Source organism: Staphylococcus caeli (assembly GCF_900097965.1).
In the GTDB taxonomy this organism is placed as follows: domain Bacteria; phylum Bacillota; class Bacilli; order Staphylococcales; family Staphylococcaceae; genus Staphylococcus; species Staphylococcus caeli.
Window position 1 is genome coordinate 219754 of the sequence record NZ_FMPG01000002.1, and the last position, 23381, is coordinate 243134.

Below are 23381 nucleotides of genomic sequence, written 5' to 3' on the forward strand. Positions count from 1 at the left end.
AAAACCAATCATAGCAATAACTAATCTTTTACCTCTATGTTGTACAACAATAACGTATGAAATTACATCGTTTACGCACTAAAAATTTCTGAAAATAGACACTTACGCATGTTTTATTTTAAGTTATGCGTTACACAACTTTTGATCAACAATTTATTGTAAATTGTACATGTAACATTAATCACTTGGAGGTGAATTGTTATGTTTAAAGAAATCATTGCTGTCATTAAACAAATCGTTACACAATTTGTATCAGGCGGCTTCCAAGAAAAATAAACGTCCCAACCCACTCCGCCTCAAATTTCATAATCATCCCTTAATGAAAATGAATAAATCATTCGTCGATGCACATTCATTTAATGCCTATTAGATACCCCCTTATATCTAATAGGTTTTTTCTATGCCGTTTATTTTACTTATATCAACTTTCAATAAATGGGACTTTTTTAACACTTTTTACTAAAGACGATAATTTCTTTAGTTTTGTTAATAGTTAAGATTGAAATTTTAAATGATACCGATTACAATGAATATTATTTAGTCATCATATGACTTGATGAATTTTATTGGGAGGCGTTATCTAACATGCTATTAGTTGCTTTGAGCGCAGTCATTGTGCCATTTATCTTTCTAGTATTACTTCGCATGTCCGCTTTAAAAGGTATGATTATTAGTGCGATTGTTGTTACATGCTTAGCTATTTTTATATGGGGAATGCAAGGCAATGTGATATTAGCTTCTATCTTACAAGGCACACATAAAACTTTTACAATACTATATATATTATTTGGTGCACTTGTACTACTCAATACATTACGACAAACGGGCGCTGTAACGCGTATTAATGATGGTTTCAAAAAAATCTCTGCAGATATGCGTGTACAAGTGGTTATTGTTGCTTTCTTATTCGGTTCATTGATTGAAGGTGCCTCTGGATTTGGTACGCCTGCCATGGTTACTGCCCCACTCATGGTGGCACTCGGTTTCAGACCCATGATTGCTGTTACTACGGCATTGATTTCAGATAGTGTAGCTGTCTCATTCGGTGCAGTTGGTACACCAGTACTTGTTGGGCTTAGTACCTTAAAAGACGCAGATAATCATTTCTTTCAAACGACCGCTGAACGTATCACAACTCTAGATTTTCTAAGTGGTGTTTTTATTCCTATTATTTTAATCAGTACTATGATTATCTTTTTTGGTAAAAATAATAAATTGAGATCTATTGTTGAAATCCTGCCGTGGGTGTCTCTTATTGGTATTGTCTATGTGAGCGCATCCTTTGCATATGCATTTTTATTCGGTGCAGAATTTGTTGCAATTTTAGGATCATTAACGGGACTTGTTGTAGCTGTCATAACTGCAAGTAAGGGTTTGTTATTACCCAAAAATGAGTGGAAAGAAGGGTTAGATGATACTTACACAGTAACGACGACCGAACAATCGATGCCGCTACTCACTGCGTGGGCACCATATCTAATGGTGGTCTCACTCTTACTACTTACTAGAACCGTACCAAGTATCAAATATGTCACTACCCATATTTTAGATTTTTCTTGGTCTAATATCTTAGGTTTTAGTTCGATTTCATCAGATTGGCAATTACTCTATTCACCAGGAACGATTTTAGTACTTTCAGCATTTTTTGCGATTTTCGTTCAAAGAAAGCCAATTCGTGATATTTCACGTGCAAGTATTCAATCTTTAAATACGATAAAAACAACCGGGATAACACTCATTGCAACACTTGCAATGGTACATGTTTTTATCAATTCAGGGATCAACGCTCATGATTTAATTAGCATGCCAGAATATATCGCCAAAAATATGGCCACATATTTAGGTCCAGTATGGCTTTTTGTCGCCCCATTTTTAGGTGCGTTAGGGTCATTCATCACAGGTAGTGCAACTGTTTCAACATTGACATTCTCACCGATACAGTTGAACATTGCCAATGCCATTGGTGCAGATCCTTACACGATACTTGCTGCACAAATTATTGGGGCTGCTGCAGGTAACATGATATGTGTACATAACGTCGTTGCTGTTTGTGCAGTCGTCAATATGCCAGGGAAAGAAGGCAGTGTCATTAGAAAAACGCTTGGACCGGCATTACTCTATTGCTTATTAGTTGGTGTTAGTGCATACCTGATAACTTTGATATTTTTTTAATTTAAAATTTTAGAAAATGTGGATTGCTTGAGTCACGATGAATGTTTCAGGCAGTTCACTTTTTTCGTTTTTCTTGAACTTTCACTCCCTCAATATGTATAGCAATGTAAAATATTATCTTCATCATTGTTATTCTGGTAAAGTACAGTTAAAATACTGTTAAAATCTAGTACAACATGGGGATGAGATGTACATATGAAATTTGAAAGTATCACATTATTAACTTCAGAATTTGAAGATACCTTACAGTTTTATGAAGAAATATTAGAATGTCCTGTAATATCTGAGGATGCAGACATGTTCACTGTGCAGATTGGGGAGACACAATTACAATTTTGTCGGACCACTGACAGTAATCAACCTTTTTATCATTTTGCCATTGATATTCCATATAATCATTTTTACGATATAAAAGCATATTTTCAAAATATTTTATTTCTATCTATGGAGGATGGACAACATTCAACCTACTTTGAAGACTTCGCTGCACATGCAATGTATTTCAATGATCCGTCTGGAAATATCGTTGAATTAATTGCACGTGTGTCAAATATGAATGATGAACCTGAATTTAGCAGAATAAGTGAAATTGGGTTTGTGTGCAACGATGTGCATACTATTTATCAAGCACTTACGAATTACAATCTAACGACACATCAAAACGCACCATTTGCTCCACAACAGTTAAACTTTTTAGGAGACACACAGGACGAAAGTTACATTTTACTGACACCCGCAGGTAGGCGATGGTACTTTTCTGATAATAGTGCCGAGACACACCCTATCACGATACAAACACAGGCATTCCGCTTATCCTATGATGCAGACGATCAGTGGCATCTAACGTCCGTTTAACTTATAGTATTAATTATGCACTGTCAAAGACCTACTATATGCAAAAACGCAAAAAAACCTTCTCTCGCATTTAATAAGAGAAGGTTTTATATTTGAGTACCTTTATAAAATAACCATTTTTTCAGTTACTTGCGACTTATCGCTCACAAATTTTTTCAATGTTTTATTTAAAGCGTCTTCGGCCTCTTGGTCATAATCATACGAGCCATCTTCATTAGCAGTAATATGTTTATCTAAAATAAATCTGCCTTTATGAATTGTATCTGCACCTAATTCCTTAATAACTGGATCGAGACTATATTGTATAGCTAATACATGTGCAAAGCTACCTCCTAGTGCTAATGGTAATACCGTCTTACCAGTAAATGCACCTCTTGGTAGTAAATCGAGATACGTTTTTACAATACCTGAATATGCTGCTTTAAATACAGGTGAAACAATGATAATACCATCCGCATTTTCTACAGTACGATGTGTTTCATTAATTATTTCGTTTGAAAAATCAGCAGTAATCAGTGCTTGAGCGTCTAATTGATGTACATGTATGCCTATGTATCAATCCCCACCTGATTCAGGTATTGTTCCGCGTAATTAACAACGCTAGTCAATCGAGACTTCAATTTATTACCACCAGCTATAATTGATACACTTGCCATGTAAAAAATCCCTTTCAACACTCAATTATTATAATGTATTAGTGGTGTGCCCAATTTCGGCGTGCGGAGACTTTTAATAACATGATTAAGTTGTTTATAAAATATCTACTTTCTCCACCGTATCATCAATGATACTTAGTGTCATAAGAAACGGCTTGATATCTTACAAAATTACTCGAATTTAAATTATTGGGGAATATACTCTGTAATTACAGCTTTATTAGCTAAATCGATATATGCACAAGTACCTGCCGAAAGATCAATTTCCCATTTATATATACCTGCATGAGCCATTTCTTCACAAAATGTTGGAAAGTCTGTTTCACCAGCTTGATGACGTCGCAATATATCTTGAATTTGTGCTTTATCTGAAGAAATAGCAATTGATTGGCTACTCTTAATACCTTCATCAATAATTTCTGCACCATCTTTATGTGTGTATGTCGTTGTGCCTTCCTTTATATTAACTATGTTAAAAGCCATGCCCATATTTTTAAATGCTTGAAACAATTTCGGAAAATCTACCCCTGTATATTGTGCATGTGCCTGATGAATTGATGCCCTTGAAAAAGTTGAAAAGTCCATTCTCATTACTCCTTAATTGATTATTTCTACTCATCATAAGCTTAAAAGATGTATTCAACAAGTATTTATTGCAGCGTTATTGATTTTTATCCGTACTTTTAATTAAAAATCACTTTTTATTTTCCTTACAATAAAGGATTGCTCAAACTAAAATACAGGCTAAGGCATTTAATAGCGGCCTGTATTCACTGTCATATTCCCCAATCTTTTAACCTTCTGACGTTTGATCAGTCTTACGTTGTTCTCTTAAATTGGTACGCATATCTTTATTAATTTTTTTGCTCGTTTAAAGTAGATACTTTCAAAATAACTTGTCGTACCAATTTTATAAAATATCAATGCAACTATTATGATGACAATAAAATCGTATGGGTAATGAATCCAGTTCATACCTCTAAATTCTTTACTGCCTATAAATGATAACCCGGCAAGTACGATAAGATATAAAATAATCCATAAACTACCATTAATTTGTTTCTTCGTGTTTTTCCAATTCATTTTATATTCATAGAAGAAATAAATTGGTAGACCCAAAATAATAATTAAAATAACCTGTGCTGTCGTTGGCCACATTGCCCAATAAATCGCTAATGATGCCATGACAAATGAAAATGGTGCCATGAATTTCAATAAATTCGCACGAAACGGCCTATGCATCTTAGGTGCCATTTTACGTAATGAAATAACCGTTGTAGGTCCTGTTAAATATGCGACAAGTGTTGCAGTAGAAATAACACTCGCCAAAGTACCCCAGTCGCGGAACAATGACACCATAATCATACTAACGATTGCATTAAAGATAATTGCAATACGGGGAATTTTATATTTTTCATTTATTTTCCCTAAAAATTTCGGTATGTGTCCATTTTGCTCCATAGCACGCAATACACGCCCTGTAACTGCTACAAAAGATACGCCCGTACCAAATGGTGAAACAACAGCTTCCATATATAATAATATTGCTAGCCAGTTCAATCCAAGTAGTATTGCCATGTCAGCAAACGGTGAATTGAAGTTAATACCACTCCAACCATGTTCATGTATCATATCACTTGGCATAGATGTGATGAATGTACTTTGCAGCACAATGTAAAGAACTGCACTTAATGTTAGTGAAATGGCTATACCACGTGCAATGTTCTTCTCGGGCTTTTGAATTTCAGACCCCATATTAATAATCGTTTGAAACGCATTAAATGAGAAAATAATACCCGAAGCTGTCGTAGCTGCAAATATTGGCGCAGAACCATATGGCATAAATTGATTAATAGAATGTCCATAATGACCTGTATCAAATCCTGAAATCATTAACATAATAATCGTTAACAGCGGTACACCTAATTTGAATACCGAAATTAAACTTGTAAATGATGTTAACAATTTTACAGACCAATAATTTAATAATGAAAAAATAATGATAATGACAAACACTGCCAATAATCCTGCATTGCTAATCGTGCCATCTTTCATTAAACCTGTTGTGAATTTTGCCCAGTCCCAAGGCCAAGAACTCATATATTGAACAGCTGATACTGCTTCAATTGGAATAATAGTCACAAGTGACACCCAATTGGCCCATGCGGCAATAAAACCTAGCAGAGATCCATGCGTATATTGTGCGTAATTACTCATGCCGCCTGATTGTGGAAACATCGTACCTATTTCTATATAGTTATACGCTATAGATCCAATGACTACAAATCCTATAATCCATGAAATAATCGCAGCAGGTCCAGCAATTGAAGATGCTTCCCATGCTCCAAATAACCAACCTGATCCAATTAATGAACCTAATCCAAGTAGTACCAATTGCGGTAAATTAATTTTACCACTTTCATCATTTTGTCTCATAATTACCCCTAAATTCGTCTTTTATATTCATATCAAAACCAGCGCACTCTTATACACTGACTTGTATATGGTGTTATTATACGCATCTAAATAATCAAGTCAAATCAAGATGACACCTTAAGATATTTGTATAAAACTGTATATAAATGCAATATAATTACATTCATTGTATAAAAGATTTGTACAACTAATATCTCACTAACTACTTATGTAATCACTTTAAACTATATTTTTTGTATGTAACTCATTTATTCATTTTCAACAAAAATACTTATATATCTAAATTATTTCATAAAGCGCTTCAGATGCTATAAGAACAGTCATTACAGGTAGTTCAAACCCATAACCATTAATTTTTAGCATATATTCCTCTCATTAAATGTATTTATACACAAATAAAGCATTATCTACTAGACGTTCATGAAATACCTAGTAGATAATGCTGATAATTATGTTACTTAAATATATGTTTGCAAATGATCCACATATTATATTCCCATACGTCATCGTACGGCCTTAAGGTCTTACTATGATGAGCTATATTTTGGTATAATAAAACAATCAAGATATGAATCCATGAACATTACTTTTTATATTTAATAACAATAGTCTTTATTTTTAAGATACATAAAGTGACGAAAATACCTTTTCGTCATCACTAAACTTGGAGGTATAACCTATGAAAGCAATCTATTTCAATCATGACGGTGGCGTCGATGACTTAGTTTCACTATTCTTACTACTACATATGGACGATATTAATTTGATTGGTGTAAGTGCGATTGGTGCGGATAGTTACGTAGAACCTGCAGTCAGTGCATCGAAAAAAATTATTAATCGTTTTTCAAATCAATCACTTCATGTTGCCGCTTCAAATGAACGTGGAAAGAACCCCTTCCCTAAAGACTGGCGCATGCATGCATTCTTTATGGACGCACTACCAATACTTAATGAACCAACGCAACAACTGTCCAAAGTACTCAATCAGGATGCATATCAAGATATTATCGACAAACTTCAACATAGTAGTACACCTGTAACATTATTATTCACAGGACCACTTACAGATTTAGCTAAAGCTTTGACCGTTGAACCATCTATTGAAAATCGTATCGAGCGTCTCGTATGGATGGGTGGAACTTTCTTAGAAAAAGGTAATGTAGAAGAACCAGAACATGATGGTACTGCAGAATGGAATGCCTTTTGGGATCCAGAGGCTGTCAAAAAAGTCTTTGATACCAATATTAAGATTGATATGGTGGCATTAGAAAGTACAAACCAAGTACCCATGACATGGAAAGTAAGACAAGCTTGGGCAAATGAACGTCATTACCCAGGGGTAGATTTCTTAGGTGTAAGTTATGCTGCAGTCCCACCACTTACACATTTCCAAACCAATTCAACTTACTTTTTATGGGATGTCTTGACGACTGCATACGTAGGTAAACCTGAACTTGTTCAACAACATAAAGTCAATGTTTCTGTGCATACCAAAGGTCCTAGCCAAGGACAAACCTATATCGACAATGAACATGGTCGACCAATTTCAGTCGTTGATCACGTTGAACATGACGCATTTTTCAAATATATTACCGATTTAGCTAAAAAAGTATCGCAATAATATAAAAAGACAATTTATAAAGCGCTAAAAACGCCTTATAAATTGTCTTTTCTTATACTCTTTAATTATACATATTTAGTTACTGTCTCTGTAGGCAATCTATAGGAACCATGCGCTGGATTTTTGGCCTTACCAATCGCAACAATCAAAACAGGCACATAACGCTCTGAATCAATATCAAATGCGTCTGCAATTTGATCACTTTCAAATCCTCCAATAGGATTCGTATCATAACCATGCGACTTAGCTACTAACATAAACTGCATTGCCGCTAAGCTACTGTCAATTTTAACAATATCGTTCATTATTGCTTTTGGTGCATTTTCATAAAGCGGAATGACTTTTTCCAACATTTCGTTTTTTACTTCCTCTGGCATTAAACCCTCTTTAACTGCATTATTGTATATCTCTTCACCATGAGTTTGGCTCTGCATATCTCCAAAAATGACTACCATTGCTGCAGAAGTATCATTTTGTCGTGTATTAAAACGAATCAATGGACGTAGTTTATCTTTTCCTTCATCACTTTCAACGACAAGAAATCTCCACGGTTGCATATTTACTGAAGAAGGTGCTTTAGTAGCTTTCTTAATCATTTCATCCATCTCTGTTTTTGGAATTTTCACTTGCTCGTCAAATACCTTAACAGATTTTCTATTCATTAAAATTTCTTCAAAATTATTATTAATCATCTTACATAACTCCTTAATTGTTTTTAACAAAATCAAATTATACGCAATTCGACACTTTTTTCAAATCATCTGTTTTCATACCAATTTCTACAATCTTTTATTTTTCCCTTTAAAACAAAAAAGCACCCGAAACAAATAATGTTTCAAGTACCTAATAATTACAAATTCATGTAATATGGATTCAATCATCCTATGATAGAGATTTTATTTTCTTCTGTCCTGGTTTTACAAAACACATTGCGATAATTCCAATAATTGAAGCAACAACTGCAGATATAAACATAGATGAATAACTATATGATGTCACTAAGATACCAGTTAACGTTGGTGCTATAATCGTCGCTGAGTTAACAAAAGTTATTTTTCTAAATCCATTTTCATAATGATTCGGCTATCATGAAAACCTACTTTTTCGTATAACAGTTTGGCATTATTTTCAGCAAAAACATTTAATCTTATTTCATCTACACCTTGCTCCTTAAAAAATATTTTAGCAAAGTCAATTAAATTCTGTGCAACTCCCTGTCTTCTAAAGGACTTAAAGACAAATAATTCATAAATAAAGCCATATACTTGTTGTGAAAGAATATCTTCACCTTGATCAAGTAACATAAAACCTTTAAATTGGCCGTTTTCAACTAACACATAATACGTAGCACCCTGTGCTTTTAAACGTTGAGACATAGTACGCATCGCTTCATCGGTTAACACACATGTTGTCGTAATTGATTCTTTGAAAAGTTGTGGAATTGTATCATTAATGATTTCTAATTCTGCATCATTTGCCCTTTTGATTGTCATGATATCCCCGCTTCATCTTTTATTTCTTGACTTTGTTATAACAAAAAAACCTAAGACACACTGAAATGTCTTAGGTTTTCTTAGGTTTCTTGCAATCTAACTCTATTTCATTTTCACAAAATATGTTCAATAATTAATTCTGAGCTTACTTAACTGTGCCTGCATCTTTATCATGAACACCATGACGATAGAAATCAAGATACTCAGGGTCTAATGGTTTCTTACCACGAATAATATCTGATGCTTTCTCAGCCATCATTAATACTGGAGAATGGATATTACCATTCGTAGTACGAGGCATTACAGATGCATCAACAACACGTAAATTCTCCATACCATGTACTTTAAATGTTTCTGGGTCTACAACTGACATTTCATCTGATGCTGGGCCCATTCTACAACTACATGATGGATGTAACGCTGTTTCACCATCACGTTTAACCCATTCGATAATTTCTTCATCTGTTTGTACTTCTGGACCTGGAGAAATCTCACCACCATTATATGGATCTAAAGCTTTTTGACTTAAGATATTTCTAGCAACTTTAATCGCTTCAACCCATTCACGTTTATCTTCTTCTGTAGATAAATAGTTAAATACGAAATCAGGTTTTTCAAACGGATCTTTAGATTTTATTTTCAAATGACCACGTGAATTTGAGTACATCGGACCTACGTGCACTTGATAACCATGTGCTTCAGGTGCTTTCGTACCATCGTATCTTACCGCGATCGGCAAGAAGTGGAACATTAAGTTTGGATAGTCCACATCTTCGTTAGAGCGCACAAAGCCGCCACCTTCAAAATGGTTAGATGCTGCTGCGCCTTTGCGACCGAAAATCCATTGTAAGCCAATAAATGGCATTTTCAATTTATTTAAACTTGGTTGCATTGAAACAGGTTGTTTACATGCATGTTGCACATAAACTTCTAAATGGTCCTCAAAGTTTTCACCAACACCTGGTAAGTGAATACGAGGCTCAATTCCTAATGAACGTAAATGTTCAGAATCACCGATACCTGATAATTGTAACAATTGCGGTGAGTTAATTGCGCCACCAGATAAGATGACCTCTTTGGCATTAACTGTATGCTCTTTACCATTTTTCTTGAATGTCACACCTGTGACTTTATTACCTTCGAAATTTAACTTCGTAACAAATGCACGTGTTTGAACTTCTAAATTTTTACGTTTCATAGCTGGGTGTAAATATGCTCTAGAAGCTGATACACGACGACCATTGTGTACTTGACTGTCGAATGGTCCAAAACCTTCTTGACGGAAACCATTCACATCTGGCGTCTTATTGTAACCAGCTTCAACTCCTGCATCAAAGAATGCTTGGAATAATGGATTGTCCGCAGGTCCACGTCTTAATTTAATTGGCCCATGATGTCCACGATATGGATCATCTTTTGTAGAACCAAATGTTGTTTCTAAGCGCTTAAAGTATGGTAAACAATGCGCAAAGTCCCATGATTCCATTCCTTCAGGTTTCGCCCATTTTTCGTAATCCATTGGGTTACCACGTTGATAAATCATACCGTTAATAGAACTAGAACCACCTAATACTTTACCGCGAGCGTGACCAACTTTACGTCCACCCATATGTGGTTCTGGCGTCGTTTCATAAATCCAATCGTACAATTTATTACCTGCTGGATACATTAACGCTGCTGGCATTTGTATTAATAAATCCCAAGGATAGTCACTACGTCCAGCTTCTAAAACAAGTACTTCATTCGATGCATCTTCACTGAGTCGGCCACCTAGTACTGAACCAGCACTACCGCCACCAATAATGATATAATCATATGATTGTTTCATTGTCATACTGCCTCCTGAATTTTATAGATTACTTTCATTTTTGAAAATGATTTATGCTTTACCAAACCAATTAACTGGTTCTGGATTTGTATTACGTAAGATATGTTTTTCTACTTGATATTCAGCTAAACCTTCTTTACCAAGTTCTCTACCGATACCGGATTGTTTATAACCGCCCCATGGTGCTTGTGCAAAGTAAGGGTGAAAATCATTAATCCAAACTGTCCCCATTTTCAATTGATTAGAGACGCGTTCAGCTTTACTAATATCTTGTGTGAACACACCGCCTGCTAAGCCATAAATTGAGTCGTTTGCCAATTCAATTGCTTCTACTTCTGTTGAAAATCCTTCAATTGTCACGACTGGACCAAAGACTTCTTCTTGAACAATACGCATTGAAGTATCACAGTCAGTAATGACAGTTGGTTCAAAGAAAAAGCCATCTTTTAAATCGTCACGGTCTGGACGTTTACCACCGATTGCAATTGTCGCATTTTCAGCCTTAGCAACTTCCATGTAGTTTTCTATTTTTTCTCTGTGTTCCGCTGAAATAACTGGACCCATCTCTGTTTCTGAATCAAAACCATTACCCAGCTTAATATTTTTAACTCTTTCGATAAGCGCCGCTTCAAATTTATCCTTGATATCATTGTGTACGATCACTCTTGAACCTGCTGAGCAAACTTGACCTGCATGGAAAAATGCACCGTTAAGTGCTTGATCTACAGCTAATTCGAAGTCCGCATCTTCGAAAATAACATTTGGATTCTTACCACCAAGTTCTAAAGCAATGTTAGTCACATGATCTGCCGCTTGTTTCATAATGTGTTTACCAGTTTTAATACCGCCTGTAAATGATACTAGGTCAACCTCTTTATGTGCTGATAACGGTTCACCTACTTCTGAACCTTTACCTAGTACAAGGTTAATGACACCTTTTGGAAAACCAATTTCTTCCATTAATTCAAATACACGAATTGTTGTTAATGGCGTAATTTCACTTGGTTTCATGACAAGTGAACAACCGGATGCCAATGCTGGCGCAAGTTTCCATGATGCCTGTAATAAAGGATAATTCCATGGTGTGATTTGCGTTACAACACCTACTGGTTCTTTTACTATTTTGCTATCTGTATTTGGAATTGGTGAATCAATTATTTCTCCACCGTCTTTATCTGCTAATCCTGCATAAAAGTTAAATACATTGGCAATATCGTCCATATCTGCATAAGATTCTTCTAATGTTTTACCTGTATCTAACGTTTCTAGTCTCGCTAACTCTTCTCGATGCGTCGCAATTGCATCGGCAATCACACGCACTTTTTTGCCTCTATTTTCACTCGTTTCTTGAGACCATTCGCCACTTTCAAACGATTTTCTAGCAGCTAATATTGCACGTTCACTATCTGATGCTGTACCTTCTGCGACTTCAAAAATCACTTCTTGGTTAAATGGATTCACAATTTTTCTGGTTTCATTATTTGAGCTATCTACCCACTCACCATCAATGTACTGACGACGAGACAAACGATTTACAAGTTCCATTAAAACGACCTCCGTTAAGTTTGTTAAATTTTTATTTAACGAATTTTATAAAATTTATGTTAGCATAGTATTTGAAAGCGTGTCAAACGTACTCAAACATTATAGTCTGATGTTATTATCGCGAAATAGTGTGACCTTACACTACAGATATTGACTTGCTATAATCTATAGTTATATACAAATTAGGTTGGAGGTGGACAACATGGTACGTTCAAATAATCCAGATAATCAATTAGCAGAAGCTAAAGATATTGTTATCAATGCAATTGGAGAAACAATGGACCTTTATGGCATTAATAGAAGTGTCGGAAATTTATTTGGTACGATGTTATTTGAAGAAAGTATGACACTCGATGAAATGCGTGAACAACTTCAAATGAGCAAACCAAGCATGAGCGCAGGTGTGAAAAGACTACAAGAATTTGACATCGTCAAACAAAAATTCACACGTGGTAGTAGAAAACAACATTTTATCGCTGAAAAAGACTTCTTCAACTTCTTTCGCAATTTCTTTTCACAAAAATGGCGTAGAGAGATTGTCATCAATGCCGAGGCAGTACACGAAGCAGTAGCGCAATTAGACATATTAATTAACAATGAAGCAATTGATACGTCGACTAAAACTGAAGCAATTGAAACAAAGCAACAACTTATTGACACGTTGCCTTACTATGAGTGGTTAGAACAGTTAAGTGATGCGCTTGAAAGCGGCGAAATATTCAAGTATTTCCCAATTCCTGAAAATAAATACACAGACTCCATTGACTAATTCAATGCGCAGGGTGTGGGCAATTTTATATTGTTCTGACACCCTTATTTTTAATAATTTATACTTGACTAATCGTAGGAAAGGGAGTGGGACAGAAATCCATTTCTCTAATAAAGATTTCGTAGTCCCACCCCGGCAAGGATGACTAGAGTTGAAAAGTTTACCTGAGCTGAAGCTGATGCATAAGTCTCACTAACTTAATAAATTAAAGCAGTGAGACTTTATATTTTCAATTCAGTCATCTACTGCCTAATTTGATAAGAGCCTGAGACATCTATTTATGTCCCAGGCTCAGCTTTTTTATGCTATAAATTATCGTCTTCTTTTTTCTCTCTTACCTGTGTAATACGTAATGAACGTCGTTCGACTTCTCTGTATTTATCAGCACGATGCTCTAATTTAAGCCTATCTTCATTCAATGTCCGCATAAACGCAAACATCATCATGACAAAGACAACCAGAACCGGCACACTCGCTAATAAAGCGGCAGTTTTCAATACTTCTAACGCTCTTTCACCACCTACCAACATCAACGCAAATGGTAACAGACATAATGCAAACGCCCAGTATAAACGGTTCGCTTTTAGAGGTTCACCGATCACTTTCTTTTGAGATGCTGCTGCTAAGATATATGAACCTGAATCAAATGTTGTTGCTAGGAACAATACAGCAGAAATCATGAATAATATAATAATGATATTGTGGAACGGTAATTGATGTAATACCTCAATAATAGTTGCTTCCGTACCATGTGTATTTAAGTTCTGAATAACATCGAATTGACCACTAATTTGTAAGTAAACTGCATAGTTTCCAAAGATACCAAAGAATAACATACATCCTAACGTACCATAGATAATCGTACCTAATACGACTTCTTTCAACGTACGCCCTTTAGAAATACGGGCGATAAATAAACCGATAAATGGCGCATAAACAATCCACCAAGACCAATAGAATATCGTCCATTGTTGCGGGAAGTTTGTCTCTTTACGACCGCCAATACCACCAAATGGTTCTAGCCATGTTGCCATTTGGAAGAAATTCTTAATCATATTCCCCATACTTGTAATCGTAGTTTCCATAATGAAAATTGTTGGACCTACAACTAAGACAAATCCAAGTAATAGGAACGACAGAATTACATTCCAATCACTTAATACTTTAATTCCTTTTTTTAGACCAGAATATGAACTATAGGCAAAGATACCTGTCACTAAGAATAATATAGCACCACGCATCCACATGTTGTCACCATCGATACCTGTGAGCCTTTCAATTCCTGCTGTAATCATTGGCACACCTAAAGCTAATGATGTTGCTGCACCACCTAATAGGCCGAATATGAATATCACATCTACAATTTGTCCTACAATACCATCTGTTTGATTTTTTAAAATTGGACGTAATGTTTGGCTCACTTTATAAATCGGCTTTTTCTTAACGAATAATAAATAACCAATACAAAGCGCTGGCAGTACAAATGTTGCCCATGCAATTGGCCCCCAATGGAACATACCATACATCGTGGCATAATTTAATGCGCTATCTGTCATGCCTTTACCACCATGTGGCGGATCTTGATAATAAAATGCCCACTCAATAATTCCCCAATATAAAATATCTGAGGCGATACCAGCACAGAATAACATAGCCGCCCAGCTGAAATTATTAAATTCAGGTTTATCTGTCGCCTTTCCTAAGGTTACATTGCCATATTTACCAAAGGCAATATAGAGTACAAATATCAATATTGCTAGACCTATGAGCAAGTAAATGGATCCTAAAGCACTTGATACAGCGTTATTCATCGTTGTAATAACTTCCTGACTTGCTTTTGGAAATACCATCATAGGGATAACAGCAATAAGTAAAATTACGGATGATCCTATAAAGGTTGTCCAATCCATAACTCTATTATTCTTCATTTTTGAACACCCCTGTATTTAGTTTTTTTACTATGTAAAAGCTTCTAAAAATATATTTATTATTAGAAAAACTATTTCTTAATTCACATTCATGAGCCTAACGAACTTTCAATAATAATGCAAATCGCATTCAAAATTTTTATATAGAACTGATGAATAATTATATAATTTAAGCTTTTAATCACTTCGCAAAAATCGCTACAATAGTAGTATTAAATTTAAATTTAACGAATTGAATGAAATATACAATTTTAACGATTGTATATTTATACTTTAATTACGTATAAATATTTCTTTTGTTTTTTTTGTTTTTACTTAAAAATTTAAAGTATTAAACGACTTATATTTCAAATTTGAACATAACATCAATATTTTAATTCAATCATCAAAAACACCTTTTTTTACTTTAAAGGCTTATAATTAAATTGATAAAACTTTTAATTATAATCAAAAGGAGTATACAGATATGGATAAATCACAAATCATCAACTATTGGGATAAACGTGCAGGTACATTTAGCCAAAACAAACAAGATGAATTAGAAAGTGCACATGCTCAAAAATGGATAAATGAAATCCAACACATCGTGCCTGTGATTAAAGGGAAACGTATTTTAGATATCGGAACTGGTGCAGGATTTTTAGCTATTTTATGTCGACAACAAGGGGCAGCAGTTACAGGTATTGACCTTTCAACAGATATGATTATAGCTGCGCAATCTAATTCACAGAAATTCAAGCAGGACGTTAATTTTCAAATTATGGATGCAGAGCATCTAGAATTCAAAGACGATACATTTGATGTGGTCATTGCACGTAACGTTACTTGGCTACTTCCAAATACACGAACTGCATATCAAGAATGGCTACGTGTCTTGAAATCAGGTGGCAAACTTATCAATGTAGATGCTGATTATGGCAAAGATTCCTTTGAATCGTATCAAGCCATCTCTTCAAACCATGCACATCATACACTTGGAGAACAAATGTTATCTGAAAGCGAAGCGATTAAACAAAGCCTTGAGATTAATCATCTTCCCCGCCCACAAACAGATATTGATATTTTAAGCGCATTAGGCTATCAACATATTCATTTAGATACAAATATTTATCAACGAATCTATCATAAGGAAGACGCGTTTTATAATCCAACACCAATTTTCTTAATATCAGTAACTAAACATTAGATATTTTTATAAAAAAGCGTTTTTATATTTTATTTTTATATATTAAGTGCCTTCAGCTTGCGTTCTAAAATAATTTTTATCATACTATTAGTGAATAAAGTAAAAGGAGTGGTAAGAATGAATAAAGAACAATTTGATAAAGTAAAAAATGGAAAAGGCTTCATTGCGGCATTAGATCAAAGTGGTGGAAGTACACCTAAAGCACTTAAAGATTACGGCGTAACCGAAGATCAATACAGTAATGAAGATGAAATGTTTAAACTTGTTCATGACATGCGTACGCGTATTGTTTCATCACCTTCATTTAGCTCAGATAAAATCGTTGGTGCTATCCTTTTCGAACAAACAATGGATCGTGAGGTAGAAGGTAAACACACTGGTGATTATCTTGCAGAAAAAGGTGTCGTACCTTTCTTAAAAGTGGATAAAGGATTAGCTGAACAAAAAGATGGCGTTCAATTAATGAAACCAATGCCAGATTTAGATGATTTATTACGTCGTGCGAATGAACATAAAATCTTTGGTACGAAAATGCGTTCTAATATCTTAGAATTCAACAAAGAAGGTATTGATGCGGTCGTTAAGCAACAATTCGAAGTAGCAAAACAAATCATCGCTGCTGGTTTAGTGCCAATTATTGAACCTGAAGTTAATATTAATGCAGAAAATAAAGCTGAAATTGAAGCTTATTTAACTGAGTCTATTTTAGAAGAATTAAATCAATTAAATGATGATCAACTTGTGATGCTTAAAGTAACTATCCCTACAAATGCAAACCAATATGAATCATTAATCAACCATCCTAATGTTGTACGTGCTGTTGCACTTTCTGGTGGTTATAGCAGAGAACATGCCAACGAAGTCCTTAAGCAAAACAAAGATTTAATCGCAAGCTTCTCTCGTGCATTAATCAATGACTTAAATGTTAATCAATCTGATGAAGAATTCGATCGTATTTTAGGCGACACAATTGAGTCTATCTATGACGCTTCTGTTAATAAAAATTAATCACTAATATTCAAATGTAATGTACCCGTGTACAAATTTGTACATGGGTATTTTTTTCATTTAAACAAGGATCCATTTTAAGTGATGTTTAGCACTTTCACACAAATTGTGAAAATTTTCTCAAGTTAGGCTAGCCAACTTCACTAACTATCTATATAATAATATTAATTTATAAATTATATGAATTAACTATCGAGGGGATTGGGAAATGAAAAAATATTTACATAGGTGGATTATTGAAGCACTAAGTTCTATGGCATTAGGTTTGTTTGGTTCTTTAATTATTGGCCTTATTTTAGAAACAATTGGAAATCAAACTTTAATACCACAGTTACAATTATCATTTTTATCAGAAATTGGGAAAGTAGCTATGTCTGTCACTGGCGCTGCGATTGGGGTCGCAATCGCTTACGGACTAGGAGCTAAACCACTTGTCATATTTTCATGTGTAATTGTAGGTACTTTGGGCTATACAACATTTGGTGGCGGCGCAGTAGGTGCATACATCGCTACACTAATTGTTGTTGAATTAAGTAAGTTCTATGCTGGGAAAACTAAGATTGATATCATCATTACGCCATTACTGACAATTATTATTGGCGGTACTATCGCTAAATTGTTTGGTCCTGCGTTAAACCAATTTATGACGGGATTAGGCAAAGTGATTATTGCTGCAACGGATCAACAACCACTCATTATGGGTATTCTCGTTTCAGTAATATTTGGATTGGCATTAACTGCACCCATTTCAAGTGCAGCACTCGCATTGATGCTTGACCTAAGTGGTCTGGCTGCTGGTGCAGCAACAATAGGTTGCGCAGCACAAATGGTAGGCTTTGCTGTAAATGGCTATAAGGATAATGGTTGGAGTAGTATTTTATCAGTTGGAATCGGTACAAGTATGTTACAAGTGCCTAATATCATCAAACACCCAATGATACTTGTACCCCCAACAGTTGCCAGTGCCATTGTTGCACCAATTATGACCACATTATTCCCTATGACCAACAATGCTGCGGGAGCTGGTATGGGAACGAGTGGTTTCATTGGCCAGATTATGACAATAAATACGATGGGCGGTTCTATACAAACTTGGTTACTCATACTTGTCTTTCATATTGCCTTACCTGTTATCATTAGCTTTGTGTTGTATAGATACTTCTTTAAAAAGCAATGGATTAAACCAGGCGATCAACTCATTCATGTTGCAAACTAGCGTCTGCCATTAAGTATAAATGCTATTACTGTAGGAAATGCATTATAGCTAAAGCAATATTTATGTGGGTAAAAATTTTGGTTATTAATAAAGTATATTTTAAAATATTAAAAACAAGCTTAAATATATACAGTTTTATAGATACTCAAAGTAACATAACTCCACTTAGCTAAAGCAGATGTATTTGAACTTTTACGAGTGTATAATAATAGAGTCGCCGTTTTACTTCTGTGTTTTAACTAACATGGAAGGAGGTGATACCATGTTAAGCACTCTATTTGTAGCACTTATAGCGCCTATCATAGTAGGAGTTATAATCACGTTATTTTCACATTGGTTAAACAAGCGTGCTAAATAATCCAGCGGCGACATAACCAATACACCAGAAAGAGCCCGTAACTACGGACATAGTTATCGGGCTCGGTGTTTACCATATAAACACTCTATTTGTTAATCTGATTATAACATCATAGGTGTTGAGAAGGCAAAATCTATGACAATAAGATGTGTAAGAGACTCATTGTTAAGTCAAAATTCAGAAAAACAGTTATTTATTTAAAAAATGTTTGACATAAATTATATATTTACAAAGGTGCAATCAGGCAAATCAATTACATATGTTCAATAATCTCTTATATTATTGAACATATCAGTAGTAGTGCTATATTTGCTTTTATTATTGGAGTATTAGTGTGATTAAGGTTTATTAACTTTTAGCTACGCAAACGTAATGATAAATAGGCGGCTAGTCCACCAAAAACCCCCAACCTATTGAAATAAGTTGAGGGCTTCGGTGTTCCAATGGAACTACCTTTTGTTATTTTGATTATAACATTATAGCGATTAGGATTGCAAAAACATTTGTGAATGGTAATTGCTTTCTCTTTTTTATGCCGTTGATTAAGTTTCTTTACCATAGTTTTTGTAAAAGTAAAAATATCACTTAATATAAGTATTAAAATACTATACAGAAAAATGGCCAATTTAACAGAGTACACAACACTTTTGTTTCCACTATTTGGTGGATTAATATATATAATTTCAAGTTGGTTATTACTGTATGTTGCTTACTACACCCCCAATTGTTGATGGTATTATTAGTTTAATAAGTTTAGTATTTTTAATTGCTAGAATTTCCAATATTTCAATTGTGTTATTCATACTTTCAATTTAAAAAAGAATTCAATAACAAAGAGAATGACACTGCAAAAAGAATAAATTGTTAATTAATAAAACTTAACCAAAGTGGATGTGTTCAAACATATACAGGTGTATAAAGTGATACTTATTTTCGTTCACATCGTAGCGCCAGTCATCAGTGGCTGTGCCATTGCGTATTATACTTATTGGCTAAGTAAACGCAATAAAAAATAGGTGACATCGAGCCACACCAACAAAAATCCCCTCACTACTCGCAATAGTGAGGGGATTGGTGTATAAATAAATACTTATTTTCGTTACACGTATTATAACATCATATTATATAGAAATGCAAAACTAGAATATGAAACTAATTATAACAGGAATGATTATCCTCAATATAGCAATCCATTCTGAACGAGATAGAGCTTTTTTAGTCTGTTGATTTTTAGACCTTAAGGATATAACTGTAAATCTAGAAGCAGGTATCTTAAAGTTTAAATAAATTAATAAAATAACGATTAAAATACCTAAATTATCTATTTGAAAATTCAAGGTATATTCCAAGTTCAATACAGCGATTTACTCCCCTATATTTTTCTTCATTCCAATAGAGATTTAATCTTCCTTTCAAGATTGGCTAATATAAATAATTCAATTTTTCATTAAACTATAATATTGGTGAAGCCAACTTAGCAATGGATTGCTTAAATTTAATCCAATAAGAACGTTGGTTGTATCGTTCTTCAGTAAGTTCTTTCGATACTTTCAAATCTTCGAAAAATGCATCCTTCAATTGCTTTGTAATATCGCTATCATACATAAATGCATTAATTTCAAAATTCAACTCGAAGCTACGTATATCCATGTTTGAAGAACCAACACTTGCCACTTCATCATCAATAATCATCATTTTAGAATGAATAAAGCCATTTTCATAAGTGTATACTTTCACACCATCTCGAATTAACTGTGCCACACTCGTAATAGTCGCCCAATATACAAAAATGTGATCCGGCTTACACGGAATAATTAAACGTACATCTACACCTGATTTAGCGGCTATTCGCAACGCATTAATATAACCTTTATCCGGAATGAAATATGGACTATGCATGTAAATAGACTTTTTAGCATTCATGATCATTTTCATATAGCCAAATTCAATTTGATGCCAATTATCACTAGGTGCACTTAATGCAAGTTGCATTGATACTTGTCCACCTTGATGTGCATTATCTGGGAAGTATTTATCATTGTAATCTAATTGCTCACGTTTTGCTTGAGAATTCCAATCATGTATAAATGCTAATTGCAATGCATCCACACCGTCTCCTCTTACTCTTAGGTGCGTATCTCTCCAATAACCAAATTTTTCATTGAGACCTAAATACTCATCTCCAATATTGAAACCACCAACATAACCAGTCATACCATCAATGACAACGATTTTTCTGTGATTACGGTTATTCACTCTAAAGTTCACGAGTGGTATTTTGGCTTGAAAAAATGCTTCAACCTGTCCTCCAACCTCTTGGAACTTCTTAAATTTTGATTTATGTACAGATTTTGAGCCGACCGCATCATAAAGTAATTTAACTTCAAGACCTTCCTCAGCCTTCTGTTCTAAAATACTGACAATCTCTTTGCCTAAACCGTCTAAATTCAATACATAATATTCCATATGAATATAAGCCTTGGCATTGCGAAGATCTTCTTTCATTTGATTAAATAAATCATGACCATCCGTATAAATATCAATATTATTATCATGACTTAAAAACGATGGCTCTTTTGTTAAAAGTGTAGTAGCAATATCTTGATGTTTTCTAACGATAGGATTATCCGAATCACTTATACTATTCGTCGAACCTTGGAGTTGAGACTGTACCCTTTTCATACCGTCTTCAATTTGGTTATGCGCATGACCACGTTCACGTTTCTTACGTATACCTCTCCCGAAGAAAATATAGACGAAGAAACCTAAAATCGGCATAACAAAAAGTAAAAATAACCAAGCCCATGTAGCAGTTGCATCTCTCCTATCTCTGTCTAAAAAGACAATGACAAATGCTAAAATAATATTAATAACAAAGAAAAATGCTAGCACACCACGATAAATTGGGCTTACACCTGCATCAAATATTAATTGCATAACTTCACCTCGTAGTATTTTCATTAAAATTTCACCATTAGTAGTACTCATTATAATTCCACTTCTGATTGTCCTTCAATAATATCATGTCATCATTATATGTTTATACTATTTTCACTATTTACTAAAAACATTATTTTTGTAATGATTGTTCAATTGTATGGTTGCGTCCAGCTTGTGAACCAAATAAAGTGATAATAATTGCCGTAACTAATAAAATGCACAGTGATGCAGTCCAAGAACCAGTAATATCGTGTAAAATACCAAATAGTAAAGGACCAGTGGCTGCAAACAGATATCCAATAGATTGTGCCATACCAGACAATTTAGCTGCAGTCTGGCTATGTTCCGTACGTAAACTAAAGAATGTATTAACTAATCCAAATGCTACACCACCAGCAACGCCAATCAATATTGTTGAAATGATTGCTAGTTGCGGTACAAATAACATAATCAGTACACCCATAATAAATAATAAACCGGTAATAAACGTTACTAACAATTGAGATTTCATTTTAGTCGCAAAAATTGGTGTGATAAATGTAAAAGGAATAATGGAAATTTGTAGCACTGATAAATAAGCGCCCGCTTCACTAATAGACATACCGCTTTGTGACAGATATACAGGCATCCAATTAATCAATGAGTAAAAAATCAATGATTGGCCACCCATTAATATCGTAATTTGCCATGATAATGGTGACTTCCAAACATTTACACTTTCTTTAGGTAAAGCTGTCGCAGTTTGTTGTTTTCCTTTTAATTGAACAGACCAAATGATAATCGTAATAAATGTCACAATAGCCATAAAACTGATTGCAATATTATAATTAAATGATTTGAGCAATGGCACTGTACCATATGAAGATAATCCGCCAAATACATTCATCACAACGGTATAATACCCAGTCATAATACCGATATGTAGTGGGAATTTTGCCTTTATCACTGCCGGTGCAAGCACATTGCCAAATCCTATACCAATACCTATTAAAATGGTACCAATGTACAGCCAAGAAATATCGGTAATGGATCTAACCAAAGTACCAACAAAAATAAAACAAAGTGCTAGAAAAATTGTTTTTTCTAGTCCAAAACGATTACTTGTCTTCGCTGCAAACAATGACACGATAGCGAACGATAGTAGCGGTACAACAGTTATAACACTAATTGCACTATTAGATAACACTAAATCTGCTTTTATATCTGGCAAAGCAACACCTATTGATGTAATTGGCGCTCTTAGATTTGCCCCAACTAGTAAGATCCCTATAAATAATAACCAATTAAATGGCTTTATTTTTCTATATTTTTCCATACTGTACCACCCTAAAAAGATATTTCAAAACGTCATATTATATGGTACGATATGT

At 34.4% G+C, this 23381-nt stretch carries 17 protein-coding genes and 3 pseudogenes; 9 read left to right on the top strand and 11 right to left on the bottom strand.

The genetic code is table 11. The features are described from left to right. Positions 1-585 precede the first annotated feature (585 nt). Positions 586-2172, top strand: coding sequence for an L-lactate permease (locus tag BJS11_RS03960; RefSeq protein ID WP_069994649.1), 1587 nt, complete (start codon positions 586-588; stop codon positions 2170-2172). Positions 2173-2367: 195 nt separating this feature from the next. After that, a complete protein-coding gene (locus BJS11_RS03965; protein WP_069994651.1) occupies positions 2368-3027 on the top strand; it encodes a toxoflavin lyase-like VOC family protein in 660 nt (219 codons plus the stop codon). 102 nt (positions 3028-3129) lie between these two features. On the opposite strand, the pseudogene ssuE reads toward BJS11_RS03965, so the two are convergent. The 3 genes and pseudogenes from ssuE to BJS11_RS03980 all read right to left on the bottom strand — a co-directional run bounded on the left by ssuE (position 3130) and on the right by BJS11_RS03980 (position 6119). After that, positions 3130-3683 (bottom strand): annotated as a pseudogene (gene ssuE, locus BJS11_RS03970) (NADPH-dependent FMN reductase). A 186-nt stretch (positions 3684-3869) separates the two neighbouring features. After that, a complete protein-coding gene (locus BJS11_RS03975; protein ID WP_069994653.1) occupies positions 3870-4268 on the bottom strand; it encodes a DUF1398 family protein in 399 nt (132 codons plus the stop codon). Positions 4269-4476: 208 nt separating this feature from the next. Continuing rightward, positions 4477-6119, bottom strand: a pseudogene (locus BJS11_RS03980) (APC family permease). A gap of 679 nt (positions 6120-6798) precedes the next feature. On the opposite strand from BJS11_RS03980, the gene BJS11_RS03985 reads away from it, so the two are divergent. After that, positions 6799-7740, top strand: coding sequence for a nucleoside hydrolase (locus BJS11_RS03985; RefSeq protein ID WP_069994655.1), 942 nt, complete (start codon positions 6799-6801; stop codon positions 7738-7740). A 65-nt stretch (positions 7741-7805) separates the two neighbouring features. On the opposite strand, the gene BJS11_RS03990 is transcribed toward BJS11_RS03985, so the two are convergent. The 5 genes and pseudogenes from BJS11_RS03990 to betB all read right to left on the bottom strand — a co-directional run bounded on the left by BJS11_RS03990 (position 7806) and on the right by betB (position 12606). Continuing rightward, positions 7806-8432 (bottom strand): nitroreductase family protein, encoded by a 627-nt coding sequence (locus tag BJS11_RS03990; RefSeq protein ID WP_069994657.1) that lies wholly within the window; start codon positions 8430-8432, stop codon positions 7806-7808. A 190-nt stretch (positions 8433-8622) separates the two neighbouring features. Further along, positions 8623-8787: pseudogene (locus BJS11_RS13880) on the bottom strand (MFS transporter); the annotation flags it as partial. Between the two features lie 2 nt (positions 8788-8789). Further along, on the bottom strand, positions 8790-9233 hold the full coding sequence (locus BJS11_RS03995) for a GNAT family N-acetyltransferase (RefSeq protein ID WP_069994659.1): 444 nt from the start codon (positions 9231-9233) through the stop codon (positions 8790-8792). A gap of 145 nt (positions 9234-9378) precedes the next feature. After that, entirely contained in the window at positions 9379-11061 is a 1683-nt protein-coding gene (betA, locus tag BJS11_RS04000) for a choline dehydrogenase (protein ID WP_069994700.1), read from the bottom strand. A gap of 51 nt (positions 11062-11112) precedes the next feature. Then, positions 11113-12606 (bottom strand): betaine-aldehyde dehydrogenase, encoded by a 1494-nt coding sequence (betB, locus tag BJS11_RS04005; protein WP_069994661.1) that lies wholly within the window; start codon positions 12604-12606, stop codon positions 11113-11115. Between the two features lie 202 nt (positions 12607-12808). Here betB and cudC point away from each other — a divergent pair, with 202 nt between their 5' ends. Then, positions 12809-13375, top strand: coding sequence for a choline uptake/conversion transcriptional regulator CudC (cudC, locus tag BJS11_RS04010; protein WP_069994663.1), 567 nt, complete (start codon positions 12809-12811; stop codon positions 13373-13375). 305 nt (positions 13376-13680) lie between these two features. On the opposite strand, the gene BJS11_RS04015 is transcribed toward cudC, so the two are convergent. Further along, complete coding sequence (locus BJS11_RS04015) at positions 13681-15303, bottom strand: BCCT family transporter (protein WP_069994665.1); 1623 nt, start codon at positions 15301-15303, stop codon at positions 13681-13683. A 466-nt stretch (positions 15304-15769) separates the two neighbouring features. Between BJS11_RS04015 and BJS11_RS04020 the strand changes: the two genes are divergently transcribed. The 5 genes from BJS11_RS04020 (at position 15770) to BJS11_RS13550 (ending at position 20087) form a co-directional block, all read left to right on the top strand. Then, the gene (locus BJS11_RS04020) at positions 15770-16489 is read left to right on the top strand and encodes a class I SAM-dependent methyltransferase (RefSeq protein ID WP_069994667.1); all 720 of its coding nucleotides are present in this window, start codon (positions 15770-15772) and stop codon (positions 16487-16489) included. 117 nt (positions 16490-16606) lie between these two features. Further along, positions 16607-17497, top strand: a complete 891-nt coding sequence (locus BJS11_RS04025) for a fructose bisphosphate aldolase (protein WP_069994669.1) — start codon at positions 16607-16609, stop codon at positions 17495-17497. A gap of 208 nt (positions 17498-17705) precedes the next feature. Further along, complete coding sequence (locus tag BJS11_RS04030) at positions 17706-18713, top strand: PTS sugar transporter subunit IIC (RefSeq protein WP_069994671.1); 1008 nt, start codon at positions 17706-17708, stop codon at positions 18711-18713. A gap of 262 nt (positions 18714-18975) precedes the next feature. Then, positions 18976-19071 carry a type I toxin-antitoxin system Fst family toxin gene (locus tag BJS11_RS13545; RefSeq protein ID WP_142351556.1) on the top strand — a complete coding sequence of 32 codons (96 nt, stop codon included), beginning with the start codon at positions 18976-18978 and terminating at the stop codon, positions 19069-19071. Positions 19072-19991: 920 nt separating this feature from the next. After that, positions 19992-20087 carry a type I toxin-antitoxin system Fst family toxin gene (locus tag BJS11_RS13550; RefSeq protein WP_142351560.1) on the top strand — a complete coding sequence of 32 codons (96 nt, stop codon included), beginning with the start codon at positions 19992-19994 and terminating at the stop codon, positions 20085-20087. Between the two features lie 436 nt (positions 20088-20523). Here the strand turns inward: BJS11_RS13550 and cls are convergent, their stop codons facing one another. Together cls and BJS11_RS04040 are read right to left on the bottom strand one after the other, a co-directional pair. Further along, positions 20524-22008, bottom strand: coding sequence for a cardiolipin synthase (cls, locus tag BJS11_RS04035; protein WP_069994701.1), 1485 nt, complete (start codon positions 22006-22008; stop codon positions 20524-20526). A 133-nt stretch (positions 22009-22141) separates the two neighbouring features. Next, positions 22142-23326, bottom strand: a complete 1185-nt coding sequence (locus BJS11_RS04040; RefSeq protein ID WP_069994672.1) for a CynX/NimT family MFS transporter — start codon at positions 23324-23326, stop codon at positions 22142-22144. Between the last annotated feature and the right edge of the window lie 55 nt (positions 23327-23381).

Bases quoted from the DNA above. Each gene is read 5' to 3' on its own strand.
- BJS11_RS03960 (WP_069994649.1), top strand. From the start codon at position 586: ATGCTATTAGTTGCTTTGAGCGCAGTCATTGTGCCATTTATCTTTCTA.
- BJS11_RS03965 (WP_069994651.1), top strand. From the start codon at position 2,368: ATGAAATTTGAAAGTATCACATTATTAACTTCAGAATTTGAAGATACC.
- BJS11_RS03975 (WP_069994653.1), bottom strand. From the start codon at position 4,268: ATGGACTTTTCAACTTTTTCAAGGGCATCAATTCATCAGGCACATGCA.
- BJS11_RS03985 (WP_069994655.1), top strand. From the start codon at position 6,799: ATGAAAGCAATCTATTTCAATCATGACGGTGGCGTCGATGACTTAGTT.
- BJS11_RS03990 (WP_069994657.1), bottom strand. From the start codon at position 8,432: ATGATTAATAATAATTTTGAAGAAATTTTAATGAATAGAAAATCTGTT.
- BJS11_RS03995 (WP_069994659.1), bottom strand. From the start codon at position 9,233: ATGACAATCAAAAGGGCAAATGATGCAGAATTAGAAATCATTAATGAT.
- betA (WP_069994700.1), bottom strand. From the start codon at position 11,061: ATGAAACAATCATATGATTATATCATTATTGGTGGCGGTAGTGCTGGT.
- betB (WP_069994661.1), bottom strand. From the start codon at position 12,606: ATGGAACTTGTAAATCGTTTGTCTCGTCGTCAGTACATTGATGGTGAG.
- cudC (WP_069994663.1), top strand. From the start codon at position 12,809: ATGGTACGTTCAAATAATCCAGATAATCAATTAGCAGAAGCTAAAGAT.
- BJS11_RS04015 (WP_069994665.1), bottom strand. From the start codon at position 15,303: ATGAAGAATAATAGAGTTATGGATTGGACAACCTTTATAGGATCATCC.
- BJS11_RS04020 (WP_069994667.1), top strand. From the start codon at position 15,770: ATGGATAAATCACAAATCATCAACTATTGGGATAAACGTGCAGGTACA.
- BJS11_RS04025 (WP_069994669.1), top strand. From the start codon at position 16,607: ATGAATAAAGAACAATTTGATAAAGTAAAAAATGGAAAAGGCTTCATT.
- BJS11_RS04030 (WP_069994671.1), top strand. From the start codon at position 17,706: ATGAAAAAATATTTACATAGGTGGATTATTGAAGCACTAAGTTCTATG.
- BJS11_RS13545 (WP_142351556.1), top strand. From the start codon at position 18,976: ATGTTAAGCACTCTATTTGTAGCACTTATAGCGCCTATCATAGTAGGA.
- cls (WP_069994701.1), bottom strand. From the start codon at position 22,008: ATGCAATTAATATTTGATGCAGGTGTAAGCCCAATTTATCGTGGTGTG.
- BJS11_RS04040 (WP_069994672.1), bottom strand. From the start codon at position 23,326: ATGGAAAAATATAGAAAAATAAAGCCATTTAATTGGTTATTATTTATA.